The sequence below is a fragment of the Sphingomonas faeni genome (assembly GCF_040407565.1).
In the GTDB taxonomy this organism is placed as follows: domain Bacteria; phylum Pseudomonadota; class Alphaproteobacteria; order Sphingomonadales; family Sphingomonadaceae; genus Sphingomonas; species Sphingomonas faeni_F.
The window spans coordinates 574113-598981 of record NZ_JAPZPR010000001.1 but is presented as its reverse complement, the minus strand read 5'-3'; the positions used below and the strand labels follow the sequence as shown (position 1 = coordinate 598981).

Sequence of the window (24869 nt, the reverse complement as noted above, 5' to 3'; positions counted from 1 at the left end):
GGAGTGAAGGCGGGTTGGGGTTAATGGGGGATGACTGGGGGCTTGGTCGTTAACGATCGCCTATTGCATCGATCCTCCCCCGCAAGGGGGAGGTGGCGCCGAAGGTGACGGAGGGGGAGGACACGGAACATCGGTTGCCGCTTGCCTCCCCCTCCGTCTGGCAAGGGCCAGCCACCTCCCCCTGGCGGGGAAGGATCGGAGCATGGCCGCCCGTTCCATCAGCCGATCAGCGCGATCCTATCAACGCGGCGACATCGACCGGGCGGCCCCGGCGGCGGAGTTCGACGGTGATGCGCGGGTCTTCGCGGGGGGCGTTGCCAAGCGGCGCGCCCATCGTGACACGGTCGCCGGGCTTGGCGGAGGTTGCCGCAAGGCCGGTAACGAGGCTCGTCCAGCCATCGGCGTGGTCGATGATGACGATGACACCGTAGTCGCGGAAACGACGGGCGTAGCGGATCGTCCCTGCAGCGGGCGCGACGACGCGCGCGCGGGGGGCGGCGGCAAAGGTCAGCCCGCGCGATCGGACGCCGGAGTCCGAAACCTCGTCGAAGCCTGTGAGGAGCCTGCCCGCTACCGGCGCGCGATACACGCCGCTCGGGGGCGGGGGCGGCGTCGTACCCGGCGCGATCGGGCGCGGGATGGGGCCAGACAGCGCGATCAGGGAAGCGGCGGTCGCCTTTGCGTTGGTCGTGGCCACCATACCGTCGACCAGATCGCGCGCGCGTTCGCCCAGCGCCAGCGCGCGATCGGACTCGCTGAGCGCGCCGCGGCCAAGCGTCTGGCTGCGCTGACGGTGCCGAGCCTCCAAGTTGGCCAGCGCTTGCCGGTCGCTTTCCAAGCGCGCGCGGCCATCGGAGAGCGCCTTGGCGGCGAGCGTTGCGCTAGCTTGGAGGCGCCGCGTCTCGCTAAGTTCGGTGCGAACGGCTTCGGTCCGCTGGCGGACGACGGGGAGCGCGCTGCCGAGGACGGCGCGGACGTGGACGAGGTCGTCGACCGAACCCGGCTGCGCAACCGCGACGATCGTCGGGCGGCGGGCGAGCGATTCCAGCGCGGCGAGCAACCGGGCGACGGGGGCTTGCGCGCGACCGAGCTTGGCGCGTTGATCGGTCAGGAGACGGTCGACGAGCGCCACGCGAGCGCTGGCCGTTGCAAGATTAGCTTCGGCGGCCGTCACGCGGGCGGCCAGAGCCTGTTCCTCACGCCGCGCCTTGTCGGCGGCGTTGCGCTCCTGGGTAGCGGCTGCGGCGAGTTTCACAGCGCGACGCGCGGCGATCGCGGCATCGCGCTTGGCTGCAACCAGACGCGCCTGCTCGCTCGCGACCTCCGCCGTGTCGTTGGTCTGCGCGGTCACGCCGCCCGCCACCGCGAGCAGTGCCGCGACGACCAGGCCCCTCCCCATTCTCATGCATCACCCTTCGCGGTGATAGGGGTGATTGGCAAGGATGCTGGTCGCGCGGAAGAGCTGCTCGGCGAGCATGGCGCGCGCGAGCAGATGCGGCCAGGTCGCGCGGCCGAACGAGAATAGCAGGTCCGCCTCGTCGCGCGCCGCGTCGTCGAAGCCGTCGGCCGCGCCGATCATGAACCGCGCCTCGCGCACGCCGTCGTCGCGCCAGCGTTCGAGGTGTCGCGCGAACTGCGTCGACGACAGGGTCTCGCCCTTCTCGTCGAGCAGGATGCGTTTGGTCTGCTCGCCGACGAGCGGGATCTTACCGCCGGTGTCGGGGAGTTCGCTGACCTTGGTTGGCCAGACGATCCGCTTCAGATAGCGGTCGACCAGGTCCGCCTCGGGCGAACGCCCGATCCGACCGCGGGCGACGATGTGGAGCAGCATGATCCGACCTGGGGCCGCCTCGAGGTCTAGTCTTCGTCGGTGAAGGTCGGCACGGGTGGCGGCGTCGGTGCGTCGCCGAATGCCCACATCCGCTCGAGATTGTAGAAGCTGCGGACTTCGGGGCGGAACAGGTGGACGATGACGTCGGTCGCGTCGATCAGCACCCAGTCAGCCGTGGGGAGCCCCTCGATCTTCACCGGGCGCTTGAACTCGGCCTTGATCCGCTCGGCCAGCTTCTGCGCCATCGAGGCGACCTGGCGGGTCGAACGACCGCTGGCGATCACCATGTAATCGGCGATGCTGGTCTTGCCCGCGAGCGGGATCGAGATGGTCTCGACCGCCTGGTCGTCGTCGAGCGACGCGAGGATCAGGCGATGCAGCGCCTCAACCTCTTCGGGGTCGGTCGCGCGAGGGGCAGTAGGGGAAGTGGCCAAGTCAGCTCCTGGGTAAGGGTATCAATCCGGCAACGTGCCGGAACGGTCGGGCGGCCCAGCAACGTGCCGGAACCAGTCGGGATTCACGGCGCGCAGGCCGGTTGCGGAGGTCGGGTCGGGTCGGAAGCGCAACAGCACGAGGGCCGGCAATCTCCACGTCGTCCAGCTCTTCGCATGGTCTGTGCGCCGTTGGAAGCGCCGCAGCCAACCCATCGCGGGGGCCGCGAGGGCGCGCCCGTCATATCCCGGACGCGCGATTACCGCAATCGGAACCTCGCGAGCGATCTGGCGCCAGTTTCTCCACCGGTGGAAGTCGGCGAGATTGTCCGCGCCCATCAGCCAGATGAACCGGATTTTCGGGTAGCGCCGCTTGAGCTTGCGGATCGTATCGAGCGTGTAGCGGGTGTGCAGCCGCGCCTCGATATCGGTCGCGCGGATCGGCGCGCGGCGGGCCATGCGTCGCGCCGAGACGAGGCGCGCGGGGAGCGGCGCCATGTCGTTGGCGGCGTCCTTAAGGGGGTTACCGGGGGACACCAGCCACCACGCCTCGTCGAGCGCGAGCGCGTCGATTGCTGCCAACGTGATGCCGCGGTGGCCACGGTGTGCGGGGTTGAACGACCCGCCTAGGATGCCAACGTGGGTCAAGCTTGGAAGGGCCGGTCTTGCTTGGTGTGCATCAGGCGAACCACGTCGACGCCGTCAGGCATTGGCCGGTACAGGATCAGATACTCCGTTCCACGGATCGACCATTTCCTGAGATCGCCGTTGGCGACTGGCCCCAAATACGGGTTGTCAGCCAGCAGACGTACCGCGGCGACTGCCATGCCGCCGACGCGTCGCGCATGATCCGCCGAATACTCTCGAAGATACCGATCGACTTCACCGAGGTCCGCGAGCGCCGAGGCGGACCAGATCGCACGCGTCACTCGGCCGCTATGTCGCGGTGACGCGCCTCAAACCACGCTTCGACCTGTTCCTGCGTGTAGGAGCGGCCGGCATCAATATCGTCGATACCTTCCTGCACGAAGGCTGCGAGTTCGATATCTATTCGCGTGGCGGTTTCAACGACCGACTTCACATAAGCGTCGACCGACATATCACGCCATGCGGCGGCAGCCTTCAGCGATGCCAGCGACTCAATGTCGAGATCGAGGGTCAGCGAAGCACGCTCTGTCATGCAGCGAGAATATGCCTCTGCCCGCTCTTTATCAACCGCGCACCTGGCCGGTGCCGCGGCCGATCCATTTGTAGGTGGTGAGCCCTTCGAGCGCGACCGGGCCGCGGGCGTGGAGGCGGCCGGTGGCTATGCCGATCTCCGCACCAAGGCCGAACTCGCCGCCGTCGGCGAACTGGGTGGACGCGTTCCACAACACGATCGCACTATCGACCGCGGTGAGGAAGCGTTCGGCAACGGCGGCGTCTTCGGTGACGATCGCGTCGGTGTGGTGCGAGCCGTGGCGGGCAATGTGCGCGATCGCCGCGTCGAGGCCGTCGACGATCGCGACCGAGGCGATTGCGTCGAGATATTCGGTATCCCAGTCGGTTGCGGCAGCGGCGGCGATCTCTGGAACAAGAGAGCGCGCGCTTGCATCGCCGCGTACTTCGCAGCCCGTTGCAGCGAGTCTTCGGATCAGGGCAGGTGCGTCTGCGTAGTCACGGTCGATCAGCAGCGTTTCCATCGATCCGCAGACGCCCGTGCGGCGCATCTTCGCATCGACGACGACCGCCGCCGCCATTGCCGGGTTTGCGGAGGCGTCGACGTAGACATGGTTGATACCGTCGAGATGCGCGAGGACGGGGACTCGTGCCTCGGCCTGGACGCGCGCGACGAGACTCTTGCCGCCGCGGGGAATGATCAGGTCGATCACGCCGTCCGCCTTCAGCATCGCGCCGACTGCCGCGCGATCGGTAGTCGGCACGAGTTGCACCGCGTCGACGGGCACGCCGCCAGCCTTCAGCCCCGCGACCAGTGCCGCGTGGATCGCGCGATTGCTCTTCACCGCTTCAGATCCGCCGCGCAGGATCGCCGCGTTACCGGCCATCACACACAGCGCTGCGGCGTCCGCGGTGACGTTCGGGCGGCTTTCGTAGATGATGCCGATGACGCCGATCGGCACGCGGACGCGCGAGAGCTTCAGGCCGTTCGGACGCTCGCTGGCGTCGATCACCTGCCCGACCAGATCGGCGAGCGCCGCCACCGCCGCTACGCCGTCCGCCATCGCCGCTACGCGCGCCTCGTTCAGTCGCAACCGATCGAGCAGCGCACCCGACAGACCCGCCTCTGCCGCGCGCGTCATGTCCTCCGCGTTGGCCGCAACGATCTCAGCAGATGCCGCCCGGATCGACTCCGATGCCAACACCAGCGCGGCGGCCTTCCTCTCGGACGGCATCGCCACCAAGACCAGCGCGGCAGCGCGCGCGCGCGCGCCCATTTCGGCGATCATTTCGGTCGGATTCTCTGCGTCGGCCATGCCGCACGCGCTACCATGCGAAGCCTCTCGCGCCAACGTCGCGAACTCGTTACGCTGCCGATATTGCAGGGGGACGCATGACTGGGGATATCGGGGCAGCGGCGGATATCGCCACGGGTACAATCGTCGGGCGCGCGTTCGAACCGGGCGCGGGCGAAGCGCATCGCGCGCATACCGGCCACGATCCGGACGACGCGCTGTGCCTGAATTGCGGGACGCGGCTACTGGGCGAGCATTGTCATGCCTGCGGTCAATCGGCGCATGTCCACCGCTCGCTCGGCGGGATCGGGCATGAGATCGCGCACGGGGTTTTCCATTTCGAAGGCAAGATTTGGCGGACCTTGCCGCTGCTTGTGCTGCATCCGGGTGCGCTCACGCGGCGGTACGTCAATGGCGAGCGGGCGCGGTTCGTGTCGCCGCTGGCGCTGTTCCTGTTCACCGTCTTCCTGATGTTCGCGACGATCGGCGCGGTCGGCGGGGAAATGACGAAGGACTTCATCCGGGACGATCGCACCGGCAAGACCTCCGACTATGCACACGAGGCCGCCAGGGCTCGCCTCGCGCTGAACAAAGTGGAGGCGCAGCAGGAGGTTGCGAAGCGTGAACCCGCCAAATATTCGGGGGAACAGCTTGCCACTCTCGATCGGCAGGCGAGCGCGCTGCGTACCACTGTCCGTGCACTGAGGGTCGCCGCCGATATGCAGAATGGGGACGCCAACGGGACGCTTTTCGACCTCGGCGACTTCAGGACCGGCTGGAAGCGGCTGGACCACGGGATCGCCAAGGCGAACGGCAATCCGGGCCTGATGTTCTACAAGCTGCAGACCAGCGCGTATAAATACAGCTGGGGGCTGATTCCATTATCCGTGCCGTTTATGGCGCTTCTTTTCCTCTGGCGCCGCCAACATCACCTCTACGATCACGCAATCTTCGTGACCTATTCGCTGGCGTTCATGATGCTGCTGACGATCGCGCTGATCATCGCGGGCGTGATCGGCGTCGCGGAGGGATGGATCGTGATGGCCGCGATATGCGTGCCGCCAATCCACATGTTCGCGCAGCTTCGGGGCGCTTATAAGTTGCGGAAGTGGTCGGCGGCTTGGCGAACGGTGGCGCTGTTGACGTTCGCGTTCACGGTGTTGCTGGCGTTTATCGTGCTGCTGTTGCTGCATGGGTTGACGGACTGATCGCGACTAGGTCGATTCTGCCAACTCTCGTTCGTGCTGAGCGAAGTCGAAGCACCTGCGTGCGGGGCATGCCCTTCGACTTCGCTCAGGGCGAACGGATGAAAGAAGACCTGCTCAACCTCCCCCAGACACCTCAGCGGCAGGGGTAGAGGTTCGCCAGGACGCGGGCGTAGCCGTCCTTGAGGGGGCGCTTCTGGTAGCTGGCGGGGAGTTCGTTCAGGCCGTCGAGCATGTCCATGATGCCGACGGACTCGCCTTCCGGAACGCAGGCGATCGGTGGTTTGCCTGCCGCGGCGCGGGCGGCGCGTTCTGCCTTCAACTGATTGGTTGCGGCCTTGGCTTCGGCCTTCAGTGCTGGGAGGTCAGGGGACATCAGTGCCATCGGGCCTTGGTCACGCAGCGCGTTAGCGCGGTTCAGGAAGGTGCCGACGGTCATCGCCGCGCTTGCCGGCATTGCCACCCCGACCATGATCAGCGCTGCGACTACAGCCTTGGAACGCGAATACGACATGGGCGGCCTTTCCGAGAAAAGACCGCCCATAGAGCTACTTAGGTGACTGCCCGGTGAACCGGATCACGCCCCCAAAGGTGTTGGCGTACCGAACGGACCAGACGGACGCCGCGTCTTCGGTATCGACGTACCCGCACGTGGGACGGTCGACGCCTTCGCACCCGGATCCGGACGATCAAGATCCTCGCCGGCGATCAGCTTCTTGATTTCGTCACCCGTGAGCGTCTCGAATTCGAGCAGTGCGCCGGCCACGGTATGGAGCTGGTCGACATGATCGCTCAGCACCTGCTTGGCGCGGTCGAGACCGCCTTCGACGATCCGCTTGATCTCGTCGTCGATCAGCTGCGCGGTCTGGTTCGACATGCGCGACGGACGGCTCGACGAGTAACCGAGGAACGACTCGCCTTCGGGCTCGCCGTATTCGAGCGGGCCGACCTTGTCGGACATGCCCCAGCGCGTGACCATGTCTCGGGCCAGACCCGTGGCATACTGGATATCGCCCGAGGCTCCGCTCGAAACCTTGTCGTAGCCGAAGATGACCTCCTCGGCGACGCGGCCACCCATCGAGACCGCGAGGTTCGCGTACATCTTGTCGCGGTGATAGCTGTACGAGTCACGCTCGGGCAGCCGCATGACCATGCCCAGCGCACGACCGCGCGGGATGATCGTCGCCTTGTGAATCGGATCCGAGGCGGCCTCGTGCATCGCAACGACGGCATGGCCGGCCTCGTGATACGCGGTCATCCGCTTCTCGTCGTCGGTCATGACCATGCTGCGACGCTCAGCGCCCATCATGACCTTGTCCTTGGCCTCCTCGAACTCGGCCATTGCCACCAGGCGCTTGCCCTTGCGCGCCGCGTGCAGCGCAGCCTCGTTAACAAGGTTGGCGAGATCGGCACCCGAGAAACCGGGCGTTCCGCGTGCGATAACCCGTGCATCGACGTCGGGGGCGAGCGGCACCTTCTTCATGTGCACTTCGAGGATCTTGATGCGGCCTTCGATATCCGGACGCGGCACCGTGACTTGGCGATCGAAACGGCCCGGACGCAGCAGCGCGGGATCGAGCACGTCGGGACGGTTGGTCGCGGCGATGATGATGATGCCTTCGTTCGCCTCGAAGCCGTCCATCTCGACCAGCAGCTGGTTCAGCGTCTGCTCGCGCTCGTCGTTACCATTGCCGAGACCGGCACCGCGATGACGACCGACTGCATCGATTTCGTCGATGAAGACGATGCACGGTGCGGACTTCTTCGCCTGCTCGAACATGTCGCGAACGCGGCTCGCGCCGACGCCGACGAACATCTCGACGAAATCGGAACCCGAGATCGTGAAGAAGGGCACGCCGGCTTCACCCGCGATCGCGCGAGCGAGCAGCGTCTTGCCGGTACCCGGCGAGCCGACCAGTAGCGCGCCCTTGGGGATCTTGCCGCCTAGACGCGCGAACTTGGTCGGGTCCTTGAGGAACTCGACGATCTCTTCCAACTCTTCGCGAGCCTCGTCGATGCCGGCGACGTCCTGGAAGGTGACTTTACCTTCCTTCTGCGTCAGCATCTTGGCGCGCGACTTGCCGAAGCCCATCGCGCCGGAGCCCGAATTCTTCTGCATCTGCTTCAGAACGAAGAACGCGATGCCGAGGAACAGCAGGAACGGCAGCGACTGATAAAGGAGCAACGCCAGCATCGACGGGCCCTCTTCGGGCTTGGCGCTGATCGACACGCCCTTCTCGCGCAGCTTGGGCACGAGCGTCGAATCCGGAATCGGGTACGACTTGAACTTCTCGCCCGACGACAGCGTCCCCGAGATGATATCGCGCGAGATGTTGACGTCCTTGACGGTGCCCTCGTCGACCTTGTCCAGGAACGCCGAATACGCGATCGTGTTACCACCCGTCGTCGCCGTGCGGCCATCGAACATGGTCACGAACAGCGCCAGCGCGAGCAGGATGCCCACCCAGATCAGCAGGCTTTTCATCCAAGGATTGCCACCGCCGTTTTCGGGGCCACCGTTTCCAGGCCCCTGGGGCTTCTGACCGCGGTTGTCGTTGTCGCTCATGGGTGCACGATACCTTTCACGCCACAAGATAAGCGTGCGCAGGTTAATGGCAATGGAACAACGCGCGACTTGCGTTGATCAGTGTGAACGAGCGGTCACGTTACCCGGCGCGGGGGCGCTTCGCGGAACCGCCACACGTCGCCGCGTATGCTGGCAATGACGCCTGCCTGGGTCGTGCGCTTGCCGGCCATCAGCGAGTCGAGCAGGCTTTCGATGTTCGCGGCCTCGGTCCACGCGGGCGCGACGATGCCAGCCTCGGTGCGAACCACGGCGATCGCGCGGCGGGCGAGGCGGCGGAGGATTTCGCGGGGGAGGTTCTCGACCGCGAGCTTCACCTCGCCGCCGCCGACCTTGGCGCGTTCGGTCCAGATCCAGTCGACCATCGCGCGGACGTCGGTGTCGGTCTCGGCGAGTGCCGCTGCGGCGCGGGCGAGGTTGGGCGTGCCGAGCCATTCGTTCTCGTCGAGCAACCGGCGGAAGCGGGTGCGATCGTGACGGTCGTCGTGGTTCGAGGGGTCGTCGAAGAACGGTACCTCCGCACGGCGGACGATCGCGCGGAGTTCGGCGCGGCGCCAGTCAAGCAAGGGGCGGATCACCGTGATGCCGTGGACTTCGGTGCGCGCCCGGACCCCGGCGAGACCGGCGAGCCCCGACCCGCGTGCGGCGCGCATGAGGAAGGTTTCGGCCTGGTCGTCGGCGTGATGGCCAGTGACGAGCGCCCCTGCCCCGATCGCGCGGGCGTGATCGGTGAGGAGAGCGTAGCGCGTGGTGCGGGCCTGCGCCTGGATGCTGGCACCGGTGATCGGTTCGCTGGGAGCGAGCGTGGCGTGGGGAATGCCGAGCGTTGCGCAATGCGCGGCGACCATCGCGGACTCTTCAACCGCTTCGGGGCGAAGGCGGTGATCAATGCTGGCGACCGTGAAGCCGGGGGGGAGTGCTTCGTGCGCGAGGGTGAGCATCGCCATGCTGTCGGGGCCGCCGGAGACCGCAAACAGCGGGGTGGTGATGTCGCTGGCGAGCCGCGCGAAGTCGGCGGCGAAGCGGCGTCCTTCTTCGGTCATGCGGTGTGCGTCATCATCGTCAAAAGCTCACCACCCCGGCGGAGGCCGGGGCCCAGTTGGGAGACGGTGCTGATCGAGCGCCGCGATCCGTTACTGCGACCTTTCCAACTGGGCCCCGGCCTCCGCCGGGGTGGGGCCGGTTCGCGAGGTGCAGACACGAGCAGGCGATCACGCTTGACCATCAAGATATCGCTTACTTGCACTTCGCCGCGCTGCGCCCGGCGGCAACCTGCCCCTTCATCGCCGACGCCATCTTCGCGCCGTAGACGTCGTTCAACTCGTCATACACCTTGCACGCATCCGCCGGCTTGTTGAGCTTGGTCAGCGCTTGCCCCAGATACAGCAGGCTGTCCGGCGCACGCTCGCCCTCGGGCATCTTCTTGTAATTGTCGTAGAACGCCATCGACGCGAGGCTCGGCTTGCCTTCGTCTAGATATGACCGGCCGAGCAGATTCTGCGCATAGCTGGCACGCTTGCTCTTCGGGTATTCGGCGACGACCTTCTTCAGCTGAGCCTCAGCCTGCGGGTATTGCTTGGCTGCCCAGAGGCGATAGCCGTACATATACTCGTCTTCCGCCGGATCGCCGGTCGAAGGCTTCTCGACCGAGACCTTGGTCGGTGTCGCCGCGCCGGGCTTGCTCGCGGTTTCGGGGCGCGTGGTCGGGCGCGAGGGGCCGCTCGACTGGTCATCGGACTCGATCGGGCCGCCTGCCCCCGTCGCGATCGGCGCGGGGCCGGTCTCGAGCGTCTTCAGCCGTGCGTCGTTCGAGCGGCGATAATTGTCGAACGCGTCCTGCAACTGGCGGGTGCGGTTCTGGTTCTGCTCGATCTGCTCGGTGAGCGAAGTCATCTGCTGTTCGAGCGACGTCACGCGCTGGTTTACGTCGGCGAGTGCGCTGGTCGCGGGCGAGCCCGGTCCGGGGCCCTGCTCGCTCTGTGGCGCACGGACTTCGGGCTGGAGCATCTGGCCCGCACCGCCCGGGAAGACCTTGCGCTGGACCGCGCGCATTTCGCTTTCGAGCTTGCCGACGCGGCCCTCGACATTTTGTGCCTGTGCGGCGGCGGGCAGGAACGCCGCGAGGCAGACGCCGACCAGAATTGACTTAAGCATGGGTCACACCCCCCGGTGATTGGTTAATCGTCCGGGTATAGCTGCACTACCCATCCTGTCGCCAGCCTTAAGACCTTGGCGCCGATCTGCCGCCGTTACGGATTGGGCGTTGCCGTAGCGGCGGGCGGCGGGTTGGCAGCCGCATCCAGGTTTGCGCGCTGCGTTTCGCTCAGTGGACGACGCGGCGTGCGGGGTCGGCTAGCCGTGCGCGGACGCTCGGACGATCGTGTCGACGTCGCTTCGGTCGCGGTCGGCGTGGCCTGAGGCTTGGGCGTGCCGGCAATCCGCGCCGCGATCGCCGGCGCACCCACGGACACGTCCTTGATCGCGCGCTCACCCGTGCCGAGCGCAGGGGCAGCGGCGCCGTTGAGCGTCACCGCCAGCTTGTCCGCGCGACCGATGTTGATCTTCGGGTCCTTGGCATCCTTCGGCACGTCGAACTTCTCGCCGGGCTTCATCGTGCCGAGGTACAGCGTCTTGTTGTCGGCATCGTAGACGCGCATCCACACCTCGTCCGAGGCGGTCAGCGTGACTTGTCCGTTGGCAGGCGTGGCCGGCGCAGGGACCGGTTGCGCGGTCTGCGCGGCGGGGTTCGGCGCGGTCTCGGCGATCGGCGTCGTGATCGAGGCATTGTTCGAGCCGCGGAACATGTCGGTGCCGTACCACAGCCCGACCAGCACCAGCACCGCGATCGCGATGCCCAGCGCAACGATCGCCAAACCACGCGAAGGCACGCGCGACGGATCGGTCATCTCGTACGGTTCGTATTCTGGCTTCTTGCTGCCCAGCTTGGCGACGTCGCTACGGACGATGTTCGCGATCTGCACCTCGTCGATGCCCATCGCGCGCGCATAGGCGCGGCTGAACCCGACCGCGTAGGTCGAGGACGGCAACGTCGAATAATCGGACGCCTCGATCGCTTCGAGATGACGCAGCGGCACGCGGGTACGCGTCGCGATATCTGCGACGGTCAGGCCCTGCGCCTCGCGCGCCTTACGGAGAATGTCGCCAGCACGCTCTGGTTGAGCGGGTGCTGTGTTCTGGCCGGTTTCGACCTCGTCCATTCTTATCTCCGAGTGCGGGCGCGTAGCGTTGCCCGCCATGTCACCCGTCTTTCAGAGGCCCTTAGCCGTGTCAACGCACCGAACGTCTTAACCGCAGCTTTCCGCCGATCAGACGATTTCGACGCCGTTTTCGGTCGCCCAGTTGGTCAGCGCACCGCGCATGTCGCGCGGCGGGTTGGCCAGCAGCCCTGCCATGAATGCGACGAGAGCAGCGCGATCGAGCGAGCGCGTCATCGCCTTGATCGGGCCGACGGCCGCGGGGGTGATGGACAACCTCTCAATGCCGAGCCCGATCAGCGCCATCGCCTCCAGCGGCCGTCCGCCCATCTCGCCGCAGACCGCCAGATCGACGGAGGCGTCGCGGACCGGCGATACCAGCCGCGCGATGAAGCGCAGGATCGACGGGCTGAGCCAGTCGTAGCGCTCGGCGAGCTTCGGGTTGGCGCGATCGGCGGCGAACAGGAACTGCGTGAGATCGTTCGTGCCGATCGACAGGAACTCGATCTTCGGCAACAGAATGTCGAGCATCTCGGCGAGCGCCGGCACCTCCAACATCGCACCGTAGCGGATCGCGAGCGGCATCTTCCGTCCGCGCCCCTCGAGCCAGGTCCGCTGCGCCTCGAACAGCGCACGTGCCTCGTCAAACTCCCACGGCTCGCTGACCATCGGGAACATGACGTTGAGCGTGCGACCGGCGGCGGCTTCGAGCAGCGCGCGCGCCTGGACCTTCATCAACCCGTCGCGCTCCAGGCCGAGGCGCAGTGCGCGCCAGCCCATCGCCGGGTTCTCCTCGTCCGAATCTTCCTTGTTGAGATACGGCAGCGCCTTGTCGCCGCCGATATCGACGGTGCGGAAGATCACCGGGCGGTCGCCCGCCGCGTCGAGCACCTCACGGTAGAGCCGCTGCTGACGCTCGCGCTGCGGCAGGGTCGCGGAGACGAGGAACTGGAATTCGGTGCGGAACAGGCCGATCCCGTCCGCGCCGGTGACGTCGAGCGCGGCCACGTCGTCGCGCAGCCCGGCGTTGACCATCAGGGTCAGTCGGTGGCCGTCCTTGGTAATCGGCGGCACGTCGCGCAGCGCCGCGAACGCCGCCTTGCGCTTCTGCCGCATCGCGAGGCGCGCCTCGAACGCTTCCTCCATCGCTGCCGAGGGCCGCGCGAAGACGTTGCTCTCGGCGCTGTCGAGCAACAGCATGTCGCCCTCTGCGACCAACCGGCGGATGTCGCGAACGCGGCCGAGCACGGGCACGCCCATCGCGCGCGCGACGATCGTGACGTGTGCGGTGAGCGATCCCTCTTCGAGGATTACGCCCTTGAGCCGCCGCTTGTCGTACTCGAGCAGTTCGGCGGGGCCGAGGTTGCGCGCGATGAGGATGGTGTCCTGGCGGAGGCCCATCTGTGCGGCGGTGCCCATCTGGCCCGAGACGATCCGGAGCAGTCGGTTCGACAAATCCTCCAGATCGTGCATCCGGTCGGCCAGCAGCGGATCGTCGATCTGGCGCATGCGCTGGCGGGTGCGTTGCTGGACGCGTTCGATCGCCGCCTCTGCCGTGAGCCCGGAGTCGATCGCCTCATTGATCCGCCGCGCCCAGCCCTCGTCGTACGCAAACATCTTGTAGGTCTGGAGCACTTCGACGTGCTCGCCGCCGACACCGAATTCGGCCTCGCGCGTCATCCGGTCGATGCCTTCGCGCATCTTGTCGAACGCCGCATAGACGCGGTGGCGCTCGGCGTCGGTATCCTCGGCGACCGTGTGTTCGATGTGGATGCGCGGCTGGTGATAGACCGCGAAGCCTGCGCCCATGCCGTCGACGAGCTTCTGGCCGGGGATGCGCATCGCCGCGGTCGACTGCGGCCGGTCCGCGCCGCCGCCGGTGGTGTCGATCAGGCCTGCGTTGGCGATCAGTTCGGAGAGCACCATCGCGACCGTCTGCAACGCCTCGATCTCGACGTCCGCATATTTGCGCTGGTCCGTGTGCTGGACGGCCAGGACGCCGACGGAGCGCTCGCGGCGGATGATCGGCACGCCCGCAAAACTGTGGAAGCGATCCTCGCCGGTTTCGGGCTTGTAGGCGAAGTCGGGGTGGCTGGCGGCTTCGTCGAGGTTGAGCACCTCGACGTCCTCGGCGATCGTGCCGACCAGACCTTCGCCGAGCGCGAGCTTCGTGACGTGGACCGCCGCCTGGTCGAGGCCGCGGGTCGCGAACAGTTCGAGCACGCCTTCACGCAACAGATAGATCGAGCAGACTTCGCTGTTGATCGCGGTGGCGATGATGCCGACGACGGCGTTCAGCTTGGCTTGCGCGGACGTGCGCGAGGCCATCACGTCGTGAAGGCTGGTGAGGATTTCGCGGGCGGAGGCGGCGGCCGAAAGGGGCATGGCGGTACGGCTATCAGATGACGCGCCTGGGTGCCACGCAACAAAAGCAGTGTCGCACCCAAGTTCGATCGATCTTCAGATGCGATTTTTTACAAGCGTGACATCGGCGTTAGCGGAAAAGCGCTCATTGCCGACGAACTTAAACTAATCCTCCCCCGCCAGGAGGAGGTGGCGCCGTAGGCGACGGAGGGGGAGGACCCGGAACAGGCGTTTCGCCTGTCTCCCCCTCCGTCTGGCAAGCGCCAGCCACCTCCCCCTGGCGGGGGAGGATTGCAGAATAGTCTAGGTGTCGAAGAGGCCGTCCTGGCTGCCGGCTGGCGGGTTCAAGCCCAAGTGTTTCCAGCCGCCAGCGTTCAGGAACCGGCCGCGTGCCGTTCGCGCGATCAGGCCCAACTGGATCAGATAGGGCTCGATCACTTCCTCGATCGTGTCGCGCGGCTCGCTGAGGCCCGCCGCAAGAGTCTCCACGCCGACCGGGCCGCCGCGGTAGATGTCGGCGATCATCATCAGGTACCGTCGATCCATCGCGTCGAGCCCAAGCGAATCGACCTCCAGCCGGTTAAGCGCCGCATCCGCCGCCCGCGCGTCGACCGTCTCGTGCCCCGCGACATTGGCGAAATCTCGTACACGCCGCAGCAGGCGCCCGGCGATACGCGGCGTCCCGCGGGCGCGGCGCGCGATCTCCATCGCACCGTCCTTGGCGATCCCCAGCCCGAGCAGCCCGGCGGCGCGCGTGACGACGCGCTCCAGTTCCTCGACCGTGTAGAATTGCAGGCGCACCGGGATGCCGAAGCGATCGCGCAACGGCGTCGTCAGCAACCCCTGCCGCGTGGTCGCACCGATCAGCGTGAACCGCGGCAGGTCGATCCGCACCGATCGTGCGCTCGGGCCCTCACCGATCATCAGGTCAAGCGCACGGTCCTCCATCGCCGGGTAGAGCACTTCCTCGACCGCAGGCTGCAACCGGTGGATCTCGTCGATGAAGAGGACGTCGCCGTCCTCAAGATTGGTCAACAGAGCGGCGAGATCGCCGGACTTGGCGATCACCGGCCCCGAGGTGGCGCGAAACCCCACTCCCATCTCGCGTGCGACGATCTGCGCGAGCGTAGTCTTGCCGAGCCCCGGCGGCCCGAAGAACAGCACGTGATCGAGCGCATCGCCACGCGACTTCGCCGCCTGGATGAAGATGCGCAGGTTCTCGCGCGCGGCCTTCTGCCCGACGAATTCGTCGAGCGTCTTCGGGCGCAGCGCGGCGTCGACGTCTTCGGGACGCTTGGCGGCAGTCAGGATGCGGTCTGTATCGGTCACACCCTGCGATAGCGCGCTCGCGGTGAAGGGGGCAAGGCGGCTATGGGTGCGGGATGACCAACGACACCTCGCACCCCGATTTGTATCTGCTGGGCGGAGTTTCGCCCGCGCTGGAGGCGACGCTCGCCGAGCGCTTTGCGCTGCACCGCAAGGATCCGCCGGCGACGACGCGCGCGATCGTCGGCGGCGGGAGCAGCGTGGTGGGTGCGGCGCTGCTCGATCGCCTGCCCGCGCTGGAGATCATAGCGATCCACGGCGTCGGCTACGACGGAATTGACCTTGCCGCGACCAAGGCGCGCGGCATCGCGGTGACGACGACGCCCGACGTGCTGACCGACGACGTCGCGGACCTCGCGATCGGACTGATGCTGGCGGTGCAGCGGCGGATCGTCGCGAACGACCGTGCGGTGCGGGGCGGCGGGTGGTCGGTCGACCTCGCTCGACGTGCTAGCGGACGGCGGATCGGGATCTTCGGACTGGGCAGGATCGGCAAGGCCATTGCCAAGCGCGCTGCGCCCTTTGCGAGTGAGTTCCACTATACGGCGCGCTCCGCCAAGCCAGATTTCGCAGGCGTGTTCCATGCCGACATCGCTTCGCTTGCGGCGTCGTGCGACGTGCTGATCATTGCCGCGCCTGGGGGCGAGGCGACGTCGCATATCGTGGATGCGGGGGTTCTCGCGGCGCTTGGCGAGGACGGTATTTTCGTCAACATTGCTCGCGGTAGCCTGGTCGACGAACCGGCGTTGGTGGCGGCACTTCTAGACGGGACGATCGCCGGGGCGGGGCTCGATGTGTTCGCCGACGAACCTGCGGTTCCCGACGCGGTTAAAACGATGGATCAGGTTGTTCTGTCACCGCATCAGGGTAGCGCGACCGTCGATGGGCGGGCGGCGATGGCGGCGTTGGTGGTTGCGAACCTCGATGCACATTTCGGCGGGAAAGCGCTGCTCACCCCGCTTTGAACCGAGCTGGATAGCAATCCTCCCCCGCCAGGGGGAGGTGGCACCGCAGGTGACGGAGGGGGAGGACACGCAACAAACGTGTCGCGTGCCTCCCCCTCCGTCTGGCAAGCGCCAGCCACCTCCCCCTTGCGGGGGAGGATTGTTAGATACGCGACCTGCAATTTTTGCCGACGCTAAGCCTTCGACGCTTTCCGCAACGCCAGCCGGACCAATGCGTCGAGCGAGGCTCCCGGCCCCAACTCCTCGTCCGCCGCCGCCACCGCGACGCTCGCCTCGTTCGGGCGGAACCCGAGGTTGAGTAGCGCCGACACCGCATCCGCCGACGCGCCCGGCGCGGCATTGACCACCGCCGGCCCGAGCCCGAGCGCTATACCGCCGACCTTGTCCTTCAATTCCATGACGATACGCTGGGCAAGCTTCGGCCCCACGCCGTTCGCGCGCGCGACCATCGCCTTGTCGCCGCTGGCGATCGCTCGTGAGAGATCGACGGGCTCCAGCGCGGACAGGATCGCTAGCGCCACGCGCGCGCCGACACCCTGCACGCCCGTCAGCAACCGGAACCAGTCGCGCTCGTCCGCGCTCGAAAACCCGACCAGCCGCTGAAAATCCTCGCCAACGAGCAATTCGGTGAACACCGTGCAGGCCTCGCCGATCGGCCCGAGCGCCGACAGCGTGCGCGCCGATGCGCCGACGAGATAGCCGACGCCGCCGACGTCGATCACGGCATGGTCGATGCCGGTCGAGTCCAGCCGTCCTTTGAGATGCACGATCATGGCGCCGGGGTAGAACACTGCGACGGCGGCGTCATCCCGGCAAAGACCCAGCGACACCGAATCGCTGATCCCACGCCTTTCGCGGGTCGTACGCGTCAGCCGTTGGAGTGACGGCGCAGGATCTCCGATTGCGCCAGACCTGGAACGGCCGCAAGCGACGATGCGGAGGCACCGTGCAGCGCCTGCGTCGGCGTACCGATCACGGCGGCGCGCGCGCGCAGGCTGGCGCGCAGGAACGTCGTATCGGATGCGATGAACCGTCGCGGCGTCGTCCCGAGGAACGTGCCGGCGTCGCGCAGGAAATGCGACGCATCGAAATAGCTGCTGTCGATCATCGAATAATCGGCCAGCCCCTCGGCCGTCATCAACCGGATGAACGACCGCAGGAACCGCGCGCGCCGCAGCAGCAGCTTGGGCGGCATGCCGAAATGCCGTGTCGCCATGCGCCGCAACTCGTGCGTCGCGACGCCGAGCCGCTCGGCGACGTCCTTCATCTCGATCACGCCGTCGGTCACGCTGAGTGCGGTGAACGCCCGGATCAGGTCGTCGCGCGGATGGCGATGCCCGAACAGCGGCGCGAAAATGCCGTCGAGCAGCGGCGCGATCTGCGCGTCGTCGTCGAGCGCATCAAGCCCATCGATCAGGCGCTTTGCCAGCGCCGACCCCATCACGGTCGACAAGGGCGCCACCCGATTGTGAAAATCCCCTGCCGACCGCATCGTCAATCGAGACCAGCCCAGCGCGCTCAAGCCGACACCGACGGAAATCCCAGTCCTCGTCTCCGTGCGCAAGGCACGGCTGGTAGGACCGTAAAGACTGGCGCGATCCAGCGGGCCAAATCGATGATTGCCGATCGACACATTCACCGGCCCCGCTTCGACCAGCACCGATATCATCGCCGGCGAGGGCAGGTACCAATTGATCATCGGCGCAGGATCGTCGGCGGCATAGATCGCGTAGCCGGTCAGATACGCCGACAATTCCGGCGCGGGACGATCGTAGCGCATGCGCATTCCGGGTGGCATCGCGAACGCATCATCCGACACGCCGTCGATGTTCGTGCCCCCTCGCATTTGATCGAGTTTCATCGCCCCGCCATTGATTCAGGTTATAAAGTTTCGGCGGGCAGCCGCGTGCCACAGCATTCTCGCTTTGGCTACAAAAACTCTTAACGACTGTAATCGCGCAAGAAATAGGATCATTTTGGACTAGATTCATCGACGTGCTGTGTTTGGTCATGGACGCCGATCGATGTAGCGGTGTCCTGTTGGTGGTCAGGACGATCATCAATCTGGTGCTCAGCCGCCTAACCCATTGCCATCGGGCGATTCAGGCACCGATGCCGCTTCGTCGCGACAAGGCAGCCGCGCTGGCGACGTGATGCGCGTGAGTGATCGCCACCGCAAGCGCATCGGCGGCGTCGGGGCCGGCCAGTTTCGCACCGGGCAGCAGCACGGCCATCATCGCCTGGATCTGTTTCTTGTCCGCGCCGCCAGTGCCGACGACGCCCTTCTTGACGGTCGAAGGGTGGTATTCGCCGATATGCAGCCCGGCGCCGGCGGCGGCGAGCAGGACGACGCCGCGCGCTTGCCCGAGTTTCAGCGTCGACTGCGCGTTGGTGTTCCCGAGCACTTCCTCGACCGCCGCGCCGTCCGGGCGTTCGGTGCGGATGACGTCGATCAGCGCGTTGTAGAGCGCGGTAAGGCGGCGGGGGAGCGCCATCGACGGATCGGTCTTGATCTGGCCGTTGGCGATATGGCTCAGGCGGTTGCCATCGGCACGGATGACGCCCCAGCCGGTGGTGCCGAGGCCGGGGTCTAGTCCGAGGATGATCATGAAGATTGGTTCACGCAAAGGCGCAAAGGCGCGAAGGTGTCACGTGCTCGACAGCCCTGCCGCGTTAGCGGCATCCTCATCAGTGCTCTTGGCCACCAAACATACATTCCGCCTTCGCGGACCACTAGCCCACGCGAACCTCTTTGCGCCTTTGCGCCTTCGCGTGAACCAATCTTCATCTCAACCCAGCGACTCCATGATCTCGTCGGAGATCTCGTAATTGCCCCACACCGTCTGCACGTCGTCGTCGTCGTCGAGCGCGTCGATCAGCTTGAACAGCGTTGCCGCATCGTCCGCACCGACCGCGACCATCACCTGCGGGCGCCAGGCGAGCTTGGCGCCTTCGGCCTCGCCGAGCTTGGCTTCCAGAGCCTTGGCCACCTCGTGCAAGTCGCCCTGCGCGGTCCAGACTTCATGGCCGTCCTCGCTCGACGTGACGTCCTCGGCGCCAGCCTCCAGCGCCGCTTCGAACACCGTGTCGGCGTCGCCTGCGCTCGCCGGATACGAGATCAGCCCGACGCGGTCGAACGCGTGGCTGACCGAACCGCCCGCGCCGAGGTTGCCGCCGTTCTTGCCGACCGCGACGCGCACGTTGGTCGCGGTGCGGTTGCGGTTGTCGGTCAGCGCCTCGATGATCAGCGAGACGCCGCCGGGGCCAAAACCCTCATAGCGGATCTCTTCGTAATTCTCGGCATCGCCGCGGCTCGCCTTGTCGATCGAGCGCTGGATGTTCTCCTTCGGCAACGACGCCGCCTTGGCCGCATTCACCGCCGCGCGCAGGCGCGGGTTCATGTCGACGTCGGGCAGGCCCATCTTGGCTGCGACCGTGATTTCCCGGCTGAGCTTGCTGAACGCCGACGAGCGCTTCTTGTCCTGCGCGCCCTTGCGGTACATGATATTCTTGTATTTGGAATGGCCTGCCATCGGTGCCTCTAATAGCCTGATGCGGTGGCTTTAGGACGGTGAGGCCGTTTTCGCCAGAGCGTCGATCTTCTGCTCGATCGCGTCGAGCCGCGCGAGCACCAGGTGATCGATCTTGTGATGCACGCGCAAGATATCGAGTTCGGCGCGCAGGTTGGTCTCGTAGTCGAGGCTCGCCGCCAAGCGATCCTTCGCCGATTGCCGGTTCTGGCTCATCATGATGACCGGCGCCTGGATCGCCGCGACCGTCGACAACAGCAGGTTGAGGAAGATGTAGGGGTACGGATCGAACGCGCGCCCGAAATGCGCGAGAATGTCCGAATTCAGCAGCATCCAGCCAATGAGCACCGCGGTGAACGCGATGATGAACCCCCACGACCCGCCGATCGCCGCGACCCGGTCGGACAGTCGTTCGCCAAAGGTCGACTGTTCGTCCGACACGTCGGCGGCGTCGCGGCTGACGGTGGTGCCTGACTCGATGCCGGCAAGGACGCGGCGCTCCTCGTCGTCGAGATCGCCAGGCGCCTTGCCCAACAAGCGTTGCGAGAGTTCGGCGAGGCGGGATAGATTCGTGGCCATGACGCGCGCCTTATCCCGGTTCTCGGCAAAAGCCACAAAGACTCCTTGCCCCGACGCGCCCGCACCTGCCACACGCGCCGGATGACCGTAAGCGTAGACATGGGAACGGACGGCACCGGCGCGTCCGTGGGCGTCGACCTGGAGGAACTTCTCGCCACTCGACTGCTTGTCCAGGGCAACTCAGGATCGGGCAAATCGCATCTGCTGCGCCGTCTGCTCGAGCGATCGGCGGGGCATGTCCAGCAGATCGTGATCGATCCGGAAGGCGATTTCGTGACGCTCGCCGGCCCGCACGGTCACGTCGTGATCGAGGCCGGCGAGTATAGCGAACGCGAGATCGCACGGATGGCGGGGCGGCTGCGCGAACATCGCACGTCCGCGGTGCTCAGCCTCGAAGGGCTCGAGGTCGAGGGCCAGATGCGCTGCGCCGCGTCGTTCCTGTCGGCGCTGTTCGATGCGCCGCGCGAGCATTGGTATCCGGTGCTGGTGGTGGTCGACGAGGCGCAGATGTTCGCGCCCGTCACCGGTGGCGAAGTCTCAGAGGAAGTGCGCCGCGCCTCGCTGGCGGCGATGACCAACCTGATGTGCCGGGGGCGTAAACGTGGCCTCGCCGGCGTGATCGCGACGCAGCGGCTGGCGAAGCTTGCCAAGAACGTCGCGGCGGAGGCGTCGAACTTCCTGATGGGCCGCACCTTCCTCGATATCGACATGGCGCGCGCGGCCGATCTGCTCGGGATGGAGCGGCGCCAGGCGGAGGCGATTCGCGATCTCCAGCGCGGCACGTTCATGGCGCTCGGTCCGGCGGTGTCGCGGCGACCGATTACCGTGAAGATCGGCGAGGTCGATACGTCGGCGCGCAGCGGCAGCCCGAAGCTTACCCCCCTCCCCACCGCGGCACCGATGGATCTCGAAAGCCTGTTGTTCGAGCCGGTGGTCGACGCGCCCGAACTCGGCCTGCTCTTCGACTCGCGCCCGCGTCGTGTGCCCGCCGACGAACTGATCGACGGCATCGGCCGCGCCCCCGAACCGCGCACCGCGGCGGCGCCACCGCCCGACAAGACCGACGCCGAGGTGGAGGCGATCTATGCCGACGTGTTCCGCGCGATCGTCGAGGACCGCGAGTCCGCGTTGCGACCGCCCTCGGTGCTGTTCCAGGATTTCCAGGTGCGGTGCCGGATGGGCGGGCTCGCGCGGCCACCGCTCGACCTGCCTGGGTTCACGCGCCGCCTGAGTTGCGCGCGCGCGGGGATCTTCGACGCGACCGATCCCGAATGGGCCGAGGCGCTGGAGCTGGCGAGCGCGCTGCCCGACGACATGCTCGGCGCGTTCCTGCTGATGGCGCGGGCCGCACGCGAGGGCGAGCCCTGCCCGTCGGATGCGCGGATCGCGGAAACCTACGGGACGAGTTCGCTCGGACGCATCCGGCGGCTGGTCGGCTATATCGAGAGCCGCGACCTGATCGTGTGCCGGGTCGACCTGTCGGGCAAGCGATCGATCACGATCCCGCGGCTGGGCTGGACGACGCAGCCGGCGGAAGCGGCCTAAGCCTTCGTCGCGAACCAGATGACGTGTCGTCCGCCACCTTTCCGCGTGGCGCGGGCGACGACCTCGTCCACGGCGAACCCGGCATCGGCGAGGCGGTTGGCGAAGGGCTTGCTCGGCGCGGCCGACCACACGGCCAGCACGCCGCCGGGCCGCAACGCCGCGCGCGCCGCCGCCAGTCCGCGCAAGCCGTAGAGCCGGTCGTTCCCCGGGCGCGACAGGCCGTCCGGACCGTTGTCGACGTCGAGCAGGATCGCGTCCCAATCCCCCTCCGCGATCGCCGCGGCGACGTCGCCCTCGATGATGCGGGTTCGCGGATCGGTCAGGCTGTCGCCGTGGAACGACGCCATCGACCCGCGCGCCCATTCGATGACCGCGGGGACGATCTCCGCAACCGCTACACGTGCGTCGGGGCCGAGCCGCGCGAGTGCCGCGCGCAGGGTGAAACCCATGCCGAGCCCGCCGATCAACATCCGCACGCCGGGCCGACAACCGATCCGGTCGCACGCCTGCTCCGCCAGCGCCTCTTCCGACCCGCTCAGCCGACTGTTCATCAACTCGTTCGCGCCGAGCATGATCGAGAACTCCGCGCCACGTTGCAGCAACCGGAGTTCACCCCCGCCCGGCACCTGCGCCGTCCCAAGAAGCACGCGCGAAATCATGCCGACCACGCCGCGATGTCGTCCTGCTCGCCGATCAAGGCCAGCCCGTGCGCGATCGAGGTCAGCTCGCCACCGCTCATGATCGCCGCCTCGCCGAACCGCTCGACGAAGATCCGCCGGATACGCGGGATCAGCGACGACCCGCCCGTCAGGAACACCCGGTCGATATCGCCGCCCCCGACGTTCGCCACCGCCAGCGCCCGATCAACCGCCGCCTCGATCCGCACGACGTCGTCGGCGATCCAGCCCTCGAACTGCGCGCGCGTCACGTCCGCCTCGATCTCCAGCCCCGCACCCGCGAAGTGGAAATGCGCATCCTCGCCGCTCGACAGCGCGCGCTTGAGCGACCCGACCGCATCGTACAGCGGATAGCCGAGTTCGTTCTCGATCACCGCGATCATCCGCCCGATCGCGTCGGGGTCGACCGCGGTCTTCTGCAACCGCTCGAGCTCGGTCATCGTCTTGCGGTTGCGCATTAACGCCAGCCGCGACCAGTCCGCGAAATCGGCGAAATAGGCGCGCGGAATCTCCAGCTCCTTGTCGAACGACTTGTACGCGCCGCCCTTGCCGAGCATCGGCAGCACCAGCCGGTCCAGGATCCGATAATCGAACCGATCGCCCGCGATCCCGACGCCCGCATGCCCGAGCGGCGTGCACCGTCGCGCAGCACCCGGCTCGGCGACGCGCACCACCGAAAAGTCGCTCGTACCGCCGCCGAAGTCCGCCACGAGGATCGTTGCCGGCTCGGTCAGCCGCGTCGCGTAGCTGTACGCGGCGCCGAGCGGTTCGTAGACGTAATGGATCTCCGCGCCGAAGCCCTTGAACATCGCGTCGTAGCGGGTGCGCGCCAACGCTTCGTCGGGTCGCGCGCCGGCATATTCGACCGGCCGCCCGACGACGATCCGGTGCGGCCGCGTGTCGAGCTTGCCGCCCGCGTGCGCGATCAGCTTTTCGAGGAACAGCTGCCCCATTTCCTCGAACCGGTAACGCTTGTCGAAGACCGACGCCTGCTCAAACGTCTTCATCGCCGCGACCGACTTGAACGACTGGATGAACCGGCTGTCCAGCGGGTACTCCATATATTCGGCGATCGCCCACGGCCCCGCGTCCGACGCGAGGCCCTTGCCGCTGTCGTCCTGCCAGAAGCACAACGCCGAGCGGAACACCGGGCTCGTCTCTGCGGGAGCGGCGAAGGTCACGAGTTCGGGCGTCCCGCCGCGCGTCCCCAGCGCCACGACGCTGTTGGTCGTGCCGAAATCCAGCCCCAAAGCGGGGCCGCCAGCGTTCGTGTGCATCGCATGTTCTCCGTGAACGCGCGCCTATGGCGATACGGGGTGCGTGATGGCAACCCCGTGCAGGCAAAGTGCGACCACGGACGCGACCATAATCAGCAGCCCCGGCCGTCTGGTCTGAGGGATCAGGACAGATCGACATCCAATCCCACTGCGTCTGCACAACTCTTCTCTCCCCTCCCTAAAAGGGAGGGGTCGGGGTTGGGTCGGGTTCCGGATCATGGAACGGTTGCGGCCAGAGCCGGCCTACCCACCCCCAAGCCCCTCCCTTTCAGGGAGGGGAGAGATCGATGGCGATCTGCCCTAAAGTCGCTTGAGCCGCACCAACGCCGCATCGAGCGCGGAGAGGAAGCTCGACCGGTCGGTCTTGGAGAACGGCGCCGGCCCGCCGATGATGTCGCCGCCCGCGCGCAGGTCCGCCATGATCGCACGCGTAGCGATCGCGCCGCCGATCGAACTGGTGGTGAACGGCTTGCCGGTGTTGGCGAGCACGGTCGCGCCCGCCTTCACACAGCGGTCGGCGAGCAGGATGTCGGCGGTGATCACGACCGACTTCGCATCGGCCTGTTCGGCGATCCAGTCGTCGGCGGCGTCGAACCCGTCGCTGACCACGACGCGCGCGATCAGCGGGTGGACGGGGATGCGGAAATGGCTGTTGGCGACGATCGTCACGGGGACTTCGTGGCGCCACGCGACCTTGTAGATCTCGTCTTTGACGGGGCATGCGTCGGCATCGACGAGTATGCGGATCGGGGTGTCAGTCATTCACAATCCTCCCCCGCCAGGGGGGGGTGGCAGGCGTAGCCTGACGGAGGGGGAGGCACCCACCACATCTGTCGCGTATCCTCCCCCTCCGTCACCTTCGGCGACACCTCCCCCTTGCGGGGGAG

25 protein-coding genes are annotated in these 24869 nt (G+C 66.8%); 3 read left to right on the top strand and 22 right to left on the bottom strand.

Annotated elements, in window-relative coordinates:
- Positions 1-226 precede the first annotated feature (226 nt).
- Genes O6Y00_RS02555 through O6Y00_RS02525 form a run of 7 tightly spaced genes read right to left on the bottom strand, consistent with a single transcriptional unit; the run spans position 227 to position 4736 of the window.
- Positions 227-1405 (bottom strand): murein hydrolase activator EnvC family protein, encoded by a 1179-nt coding sequence (locus O6Y00_RS02555; RefSeq protein ID WP_353441065.1) that lies wholly within the window; start codon positions 1403-1405, stop codon positions 227-229.
- Positions 1406-1408: 3 nt separating this feature from the next.
- Positions 1409-1831, bottom strand: a complete 423-nt coding sequence (locus O6Y00_RS02550; protein ID WP_132895442.1) for a 23S rRNA (pseudouridine(1915)-N(3))-methyltransferase RlmH — start codon at positions 1829-1831, stop codon at positions 1409-1411.
- Between the two features lie 26 nt (positions 1832-1857).
- Entirely contained in the window at positions 1858-2265 is a 408-nt protein-coding gene (gene rsfS, locus O6Y00_RS02545; protein ID WP_131583613.1) for a ribosome silencing factor, read from the bottom strand.
- Between the two features lie 21 nt (positions 2266-2286).
- Positions 2287-2910: a nicotinate-nucleotide adenylyltransferase gene (locus O6Y00_RS02540; protein ID WP_353441064.1), complete on the bottom strand. Its 624-nt coding sequence runs from the start codon at positions 2908-2910 to the stop codon at positions 2287-2289.
- On the bottom strand, positions 2907-3191 hold the full coding sequence (locus O6Y00_RS02535) for a type II toxin-antitoxin system RelE/ParE family toxin (RefSeq protein ID WP_353441063.1): 285 nt from the start codon (positions 3189-3191) through the stop codon (positions 2907-2909). Before O6Y00_RS02535 ends, O6Y00_RS02540 begins: the two co-directional genes overlap by 4 nt.
- The gene (locus O6Y00_RS02530; RefSeq protein WP_353441062.1) at positions 3188-3442 is read right to left on the bottom strand and encodes a hypothetical protein; all 255 of its coding nucleotides are present in this window, start codon (positions 3440-3442) and stop codon (positions 3188-3190) included. The genes O6Y00_RS02535 and O6Y00_RS02530 overlap by 4 nt, the downstream gene beginning before the upstream one ends.
- A 31-nt stretch (positions 3443-3473) precedes the next feature.
- On the bottom strand, positions 3474-4736 hold the full coding sequence (locus O6Y00_RS02525) for a glutamate-5-semialdehyde dehydrogenase (protein WP_353441060.1): 1263 nt from the start codon (positions 4734-4736) through the stop codon (positions 3474-3476).
- A 77-nt stretch (positions 4737-4813) separates the two neighbouring features.
- On the opposite strand from O6Y00_RS02525, the gene O6Y00_RS02520 reads away from it, so the two are divergent.
- Complete coding sequence (locus O6Y00_RS02520) at positions 4814-5923, top strand: DUF3667 domain-containing protein (protein WP_353441059.1); 1110 nt, start codon at positions 4814-4816, stop codon at positions 5921-5923.
- A gap of 133 nt (positions 5924-6056) precedes the next feature.
- Here O6Y00_RS02520 and O6Y00_RS02515 read toward each other — a convergent pair whose 3' ends face one another.
- The 7 genes from O6Y00_RS02515 to ruvB all read right to left on the bottom strand — a co-directional run bounded on the left by O6Y00_RS02515 (position 6057) and on the right by ruvB (position 15412).
- On the bottom strand, positions 6057-6434 hold the full coding sequence (locus O6Y00_RS02515) for a hypothetical protein (protein WP_353441058.1): 378 nt from the start codon (positions 6432-6434) through the stop codon (positions 6057-6059).
- A 63-nt stretch (positions 6435-6497) separates the two neighbouring features.
- A complete protein-coding gene (gene ftsH, locus O6Y00_RS02510) occupies positions 6498-8486 on the bottom strand; it encodes an ATP-dependent zinc metalloprotease FtsH (protein WP_353441057.1) in 1989 nt (662 codons plus the stop codon).
- A gap of 95 nt (positions 8487-8581) precedes the next feature.
- A complete protein-coding gene (gene tilS / locus O6Y00_RS02505) occupies positions 8582-9547 on the bottom strand; it encodes a tRNA lysidine(34) synthetase TilS (RefSeq protein ID WP_353441056.1) in 966 nt (321 codons plus the stop codon).
- A 193-nt stretch (positions 9548-9740) separates the two neighbouring features.
- Positions 9741-10658, bottom strand: a complete 918-nt coding sequence (locus O6Y00_RS02500) for a tetratricopeptide repeat protein (RefSeq protein ID WP_353441055.1) — start codon at positions 10656-10658, stop codon at positions 9741-9743.
- 95 nt (positions 10659-10753) lie between these two features.
- Positions 10754-11722 carry a RodZ domain-containing protein gene (locus O6Y00_RS02495; RefSeq protein ID WP_353441054.1) on the bottom strand — a complete coding sequence of 323 codons (969 nt, stop codon included), beginning with the start codon at positions 11720-11722 and terminating at the stop codon, positions 10754-10756.
- A gap of 108 nt (positions 11723-11830) precedes the next feature.
- Positions 11831-14104: a phosphoenolpyruvate--protein phosphotransferase gene (ptsP, locus tag O6Y00_RS02490; protein ID WP_353441053.1), complete on the bottom strand. Its 2274-nt coding sequence runs from the start codon at positions 14102-14104 to the stop codon at positions 11831-11833.
- A 282-nt stretch (positions 14105-14386) separates the two neighbouring features.
- Entirely contained in the window at positions 14387-15412 is a 1026-nt protein-coding gene (gene ruvB / locus O6Y00_RS02485; protein WP_120299517.1) for a Holliday junction branch migration DNA helicase RuvB, read from the bottom strand.
- Between the two features lie 53 nt (positions 15413-15465).
- On the opposite strand from ruvB, the gene O6Y00_RS02480 reads away from it, so the two are divergent.
- On the top strand, positions 15466-16374 hold the full coding sequence (locus tag O6Y00_RS02480; RefSeq protein ID WP_353441052.1) for a 2-hydroxyacid dehydrogenase: 909 nt from the start codon (positions 15466-15468) through the stop codon (positions 16372-16374).
- A 173-nt stretch (positions 16375-16547) separates the two neighbouring features.
- Here O6Y00_RS02480 and ruvA read toward each other — a convergent pair whose 3' ends face one another.
- The 5 genes from ruvA to O6Y00_RS02455 all read right to left on the bottom strand — a co-directional run bounded on the left by ruvA (position 16548) and on the right by O6Y00_RS02455 (position 20483).
- Positions 16548-17147, bottom strand: coding sequence for a Holliday junction branch migration protein RuvA (ruvA, locus tag O6Y00_RS02475; protein ID WP_093399715.1), 600 nt, complete (start codon positions 17145-17147; stop codon positions 16548-16550).
- 95 nt (positions 17148-17242) lie between these two features.
- Positions 17243-18235: a hypothetical protein gene (locus O6Y00_RS02470; RefSeq protein WP_353441051.1), complete on the bottom strand. Its 993-nt coding sequence runs from the start codon at positions 18233-18235 to the stop codon at positions 17243-17245.
- A gap of 241 nt (positions 18236-18476) precedes the next feature.
- Entirely contained in the window at positions 18477-18983 is a 507-nt protein-coding gene (gene ruvC, locus O6Y00_RS02465; RefSeq protein WP_131583635.1) for a crossover junction endodeoxyribonuclease RuvC, read from the bottom strand.
- Positions 18984-19163: 180 nt separating this feature from the next.
- Complete coding sequence (locus tag O6Y00_RS02460) at positions 19164-19907, bottom strand: YebC/PmpR family DNA-binding transcriptional regulator (protein WP_056477859.1); 744 nt, start codon at positions 19905-19907, stop codon at positions 19164-19166.
- Between the two features lie 30 nt (positions 19908-19937).
- Positions 19938-20483 carry a DUF1003 domain-containing protein gene (locus O6Y00_RS02455; protein WP_353441050.1) on the bottom strand — a complete coding sequence of 182 codons (546 nt, stop codon included), beginning with the start codon at positions 20481-20483 and terminating at the stop codon, positions 19938-19940.
- Between the two features lie 81 nt (positions 20484-20564).
- On the opposite strand from O6Y00_RS02455, the gene O6Y00_RS02450 reads away from it, so the two are divergent.
- Positions 20565-22028, top strand: coding sequence for a helicase HerA domain-containing protein (locus O6Y00_RS02450; RefSeq protein ID WP_435368572.1), 1464 nt, complete (start codon positions 20565-20567; stop codon positions 22026-22028).
- On the opposite strand, the gene O6Y00_RS02445 is transcribed toward O6Y00_RS02450, so the two are convergent.
- The 3 genes from O6Y00_RS02445 to O6Y00_RS02435 form a co-directional block, all read right to left on the bottom strand.
- A complete protein-coding gene (locus O6Y00_RS02445; RefSeq protein WP_353441391.1) occupies positions 22025-22687 on the bottom strand; it encodes a hypothetical protein in 663 nt (220 codons plus the stop codon). The two genes, O6Y00_RS02450 and O6Y00_RS02445, sit on opposite strands and share 4 nt — an antisense overlap.
- Entirely contained in the window at positions 22684-23982 is a 1299-nt protein-coding gene (locus tag O6Y00_RS02440) for an Hsp70 family protein (protein WP_353441048.1), read from the bottom strand. Before O6Y00_RS02440 ends, O6Y00_RS02445 begins: the two co-directional genes overlap by 4 nt.
- Positions 23983-24282: 300 nt before the next feature.
- Positions 24283-24744: a YaiI/YqxD family protein gene (locus tag O6Y00_RS02435; RefSeq protein ID WP_353441047.1), complete on the bottom strand. Its 462-nt coding sequence runs from the start codon at positions 24742-24744 to the stop codon at positions 24283-24285.
- Between the last annotated feature and the right edge of the window lie 125 nt (positions 24745-24869).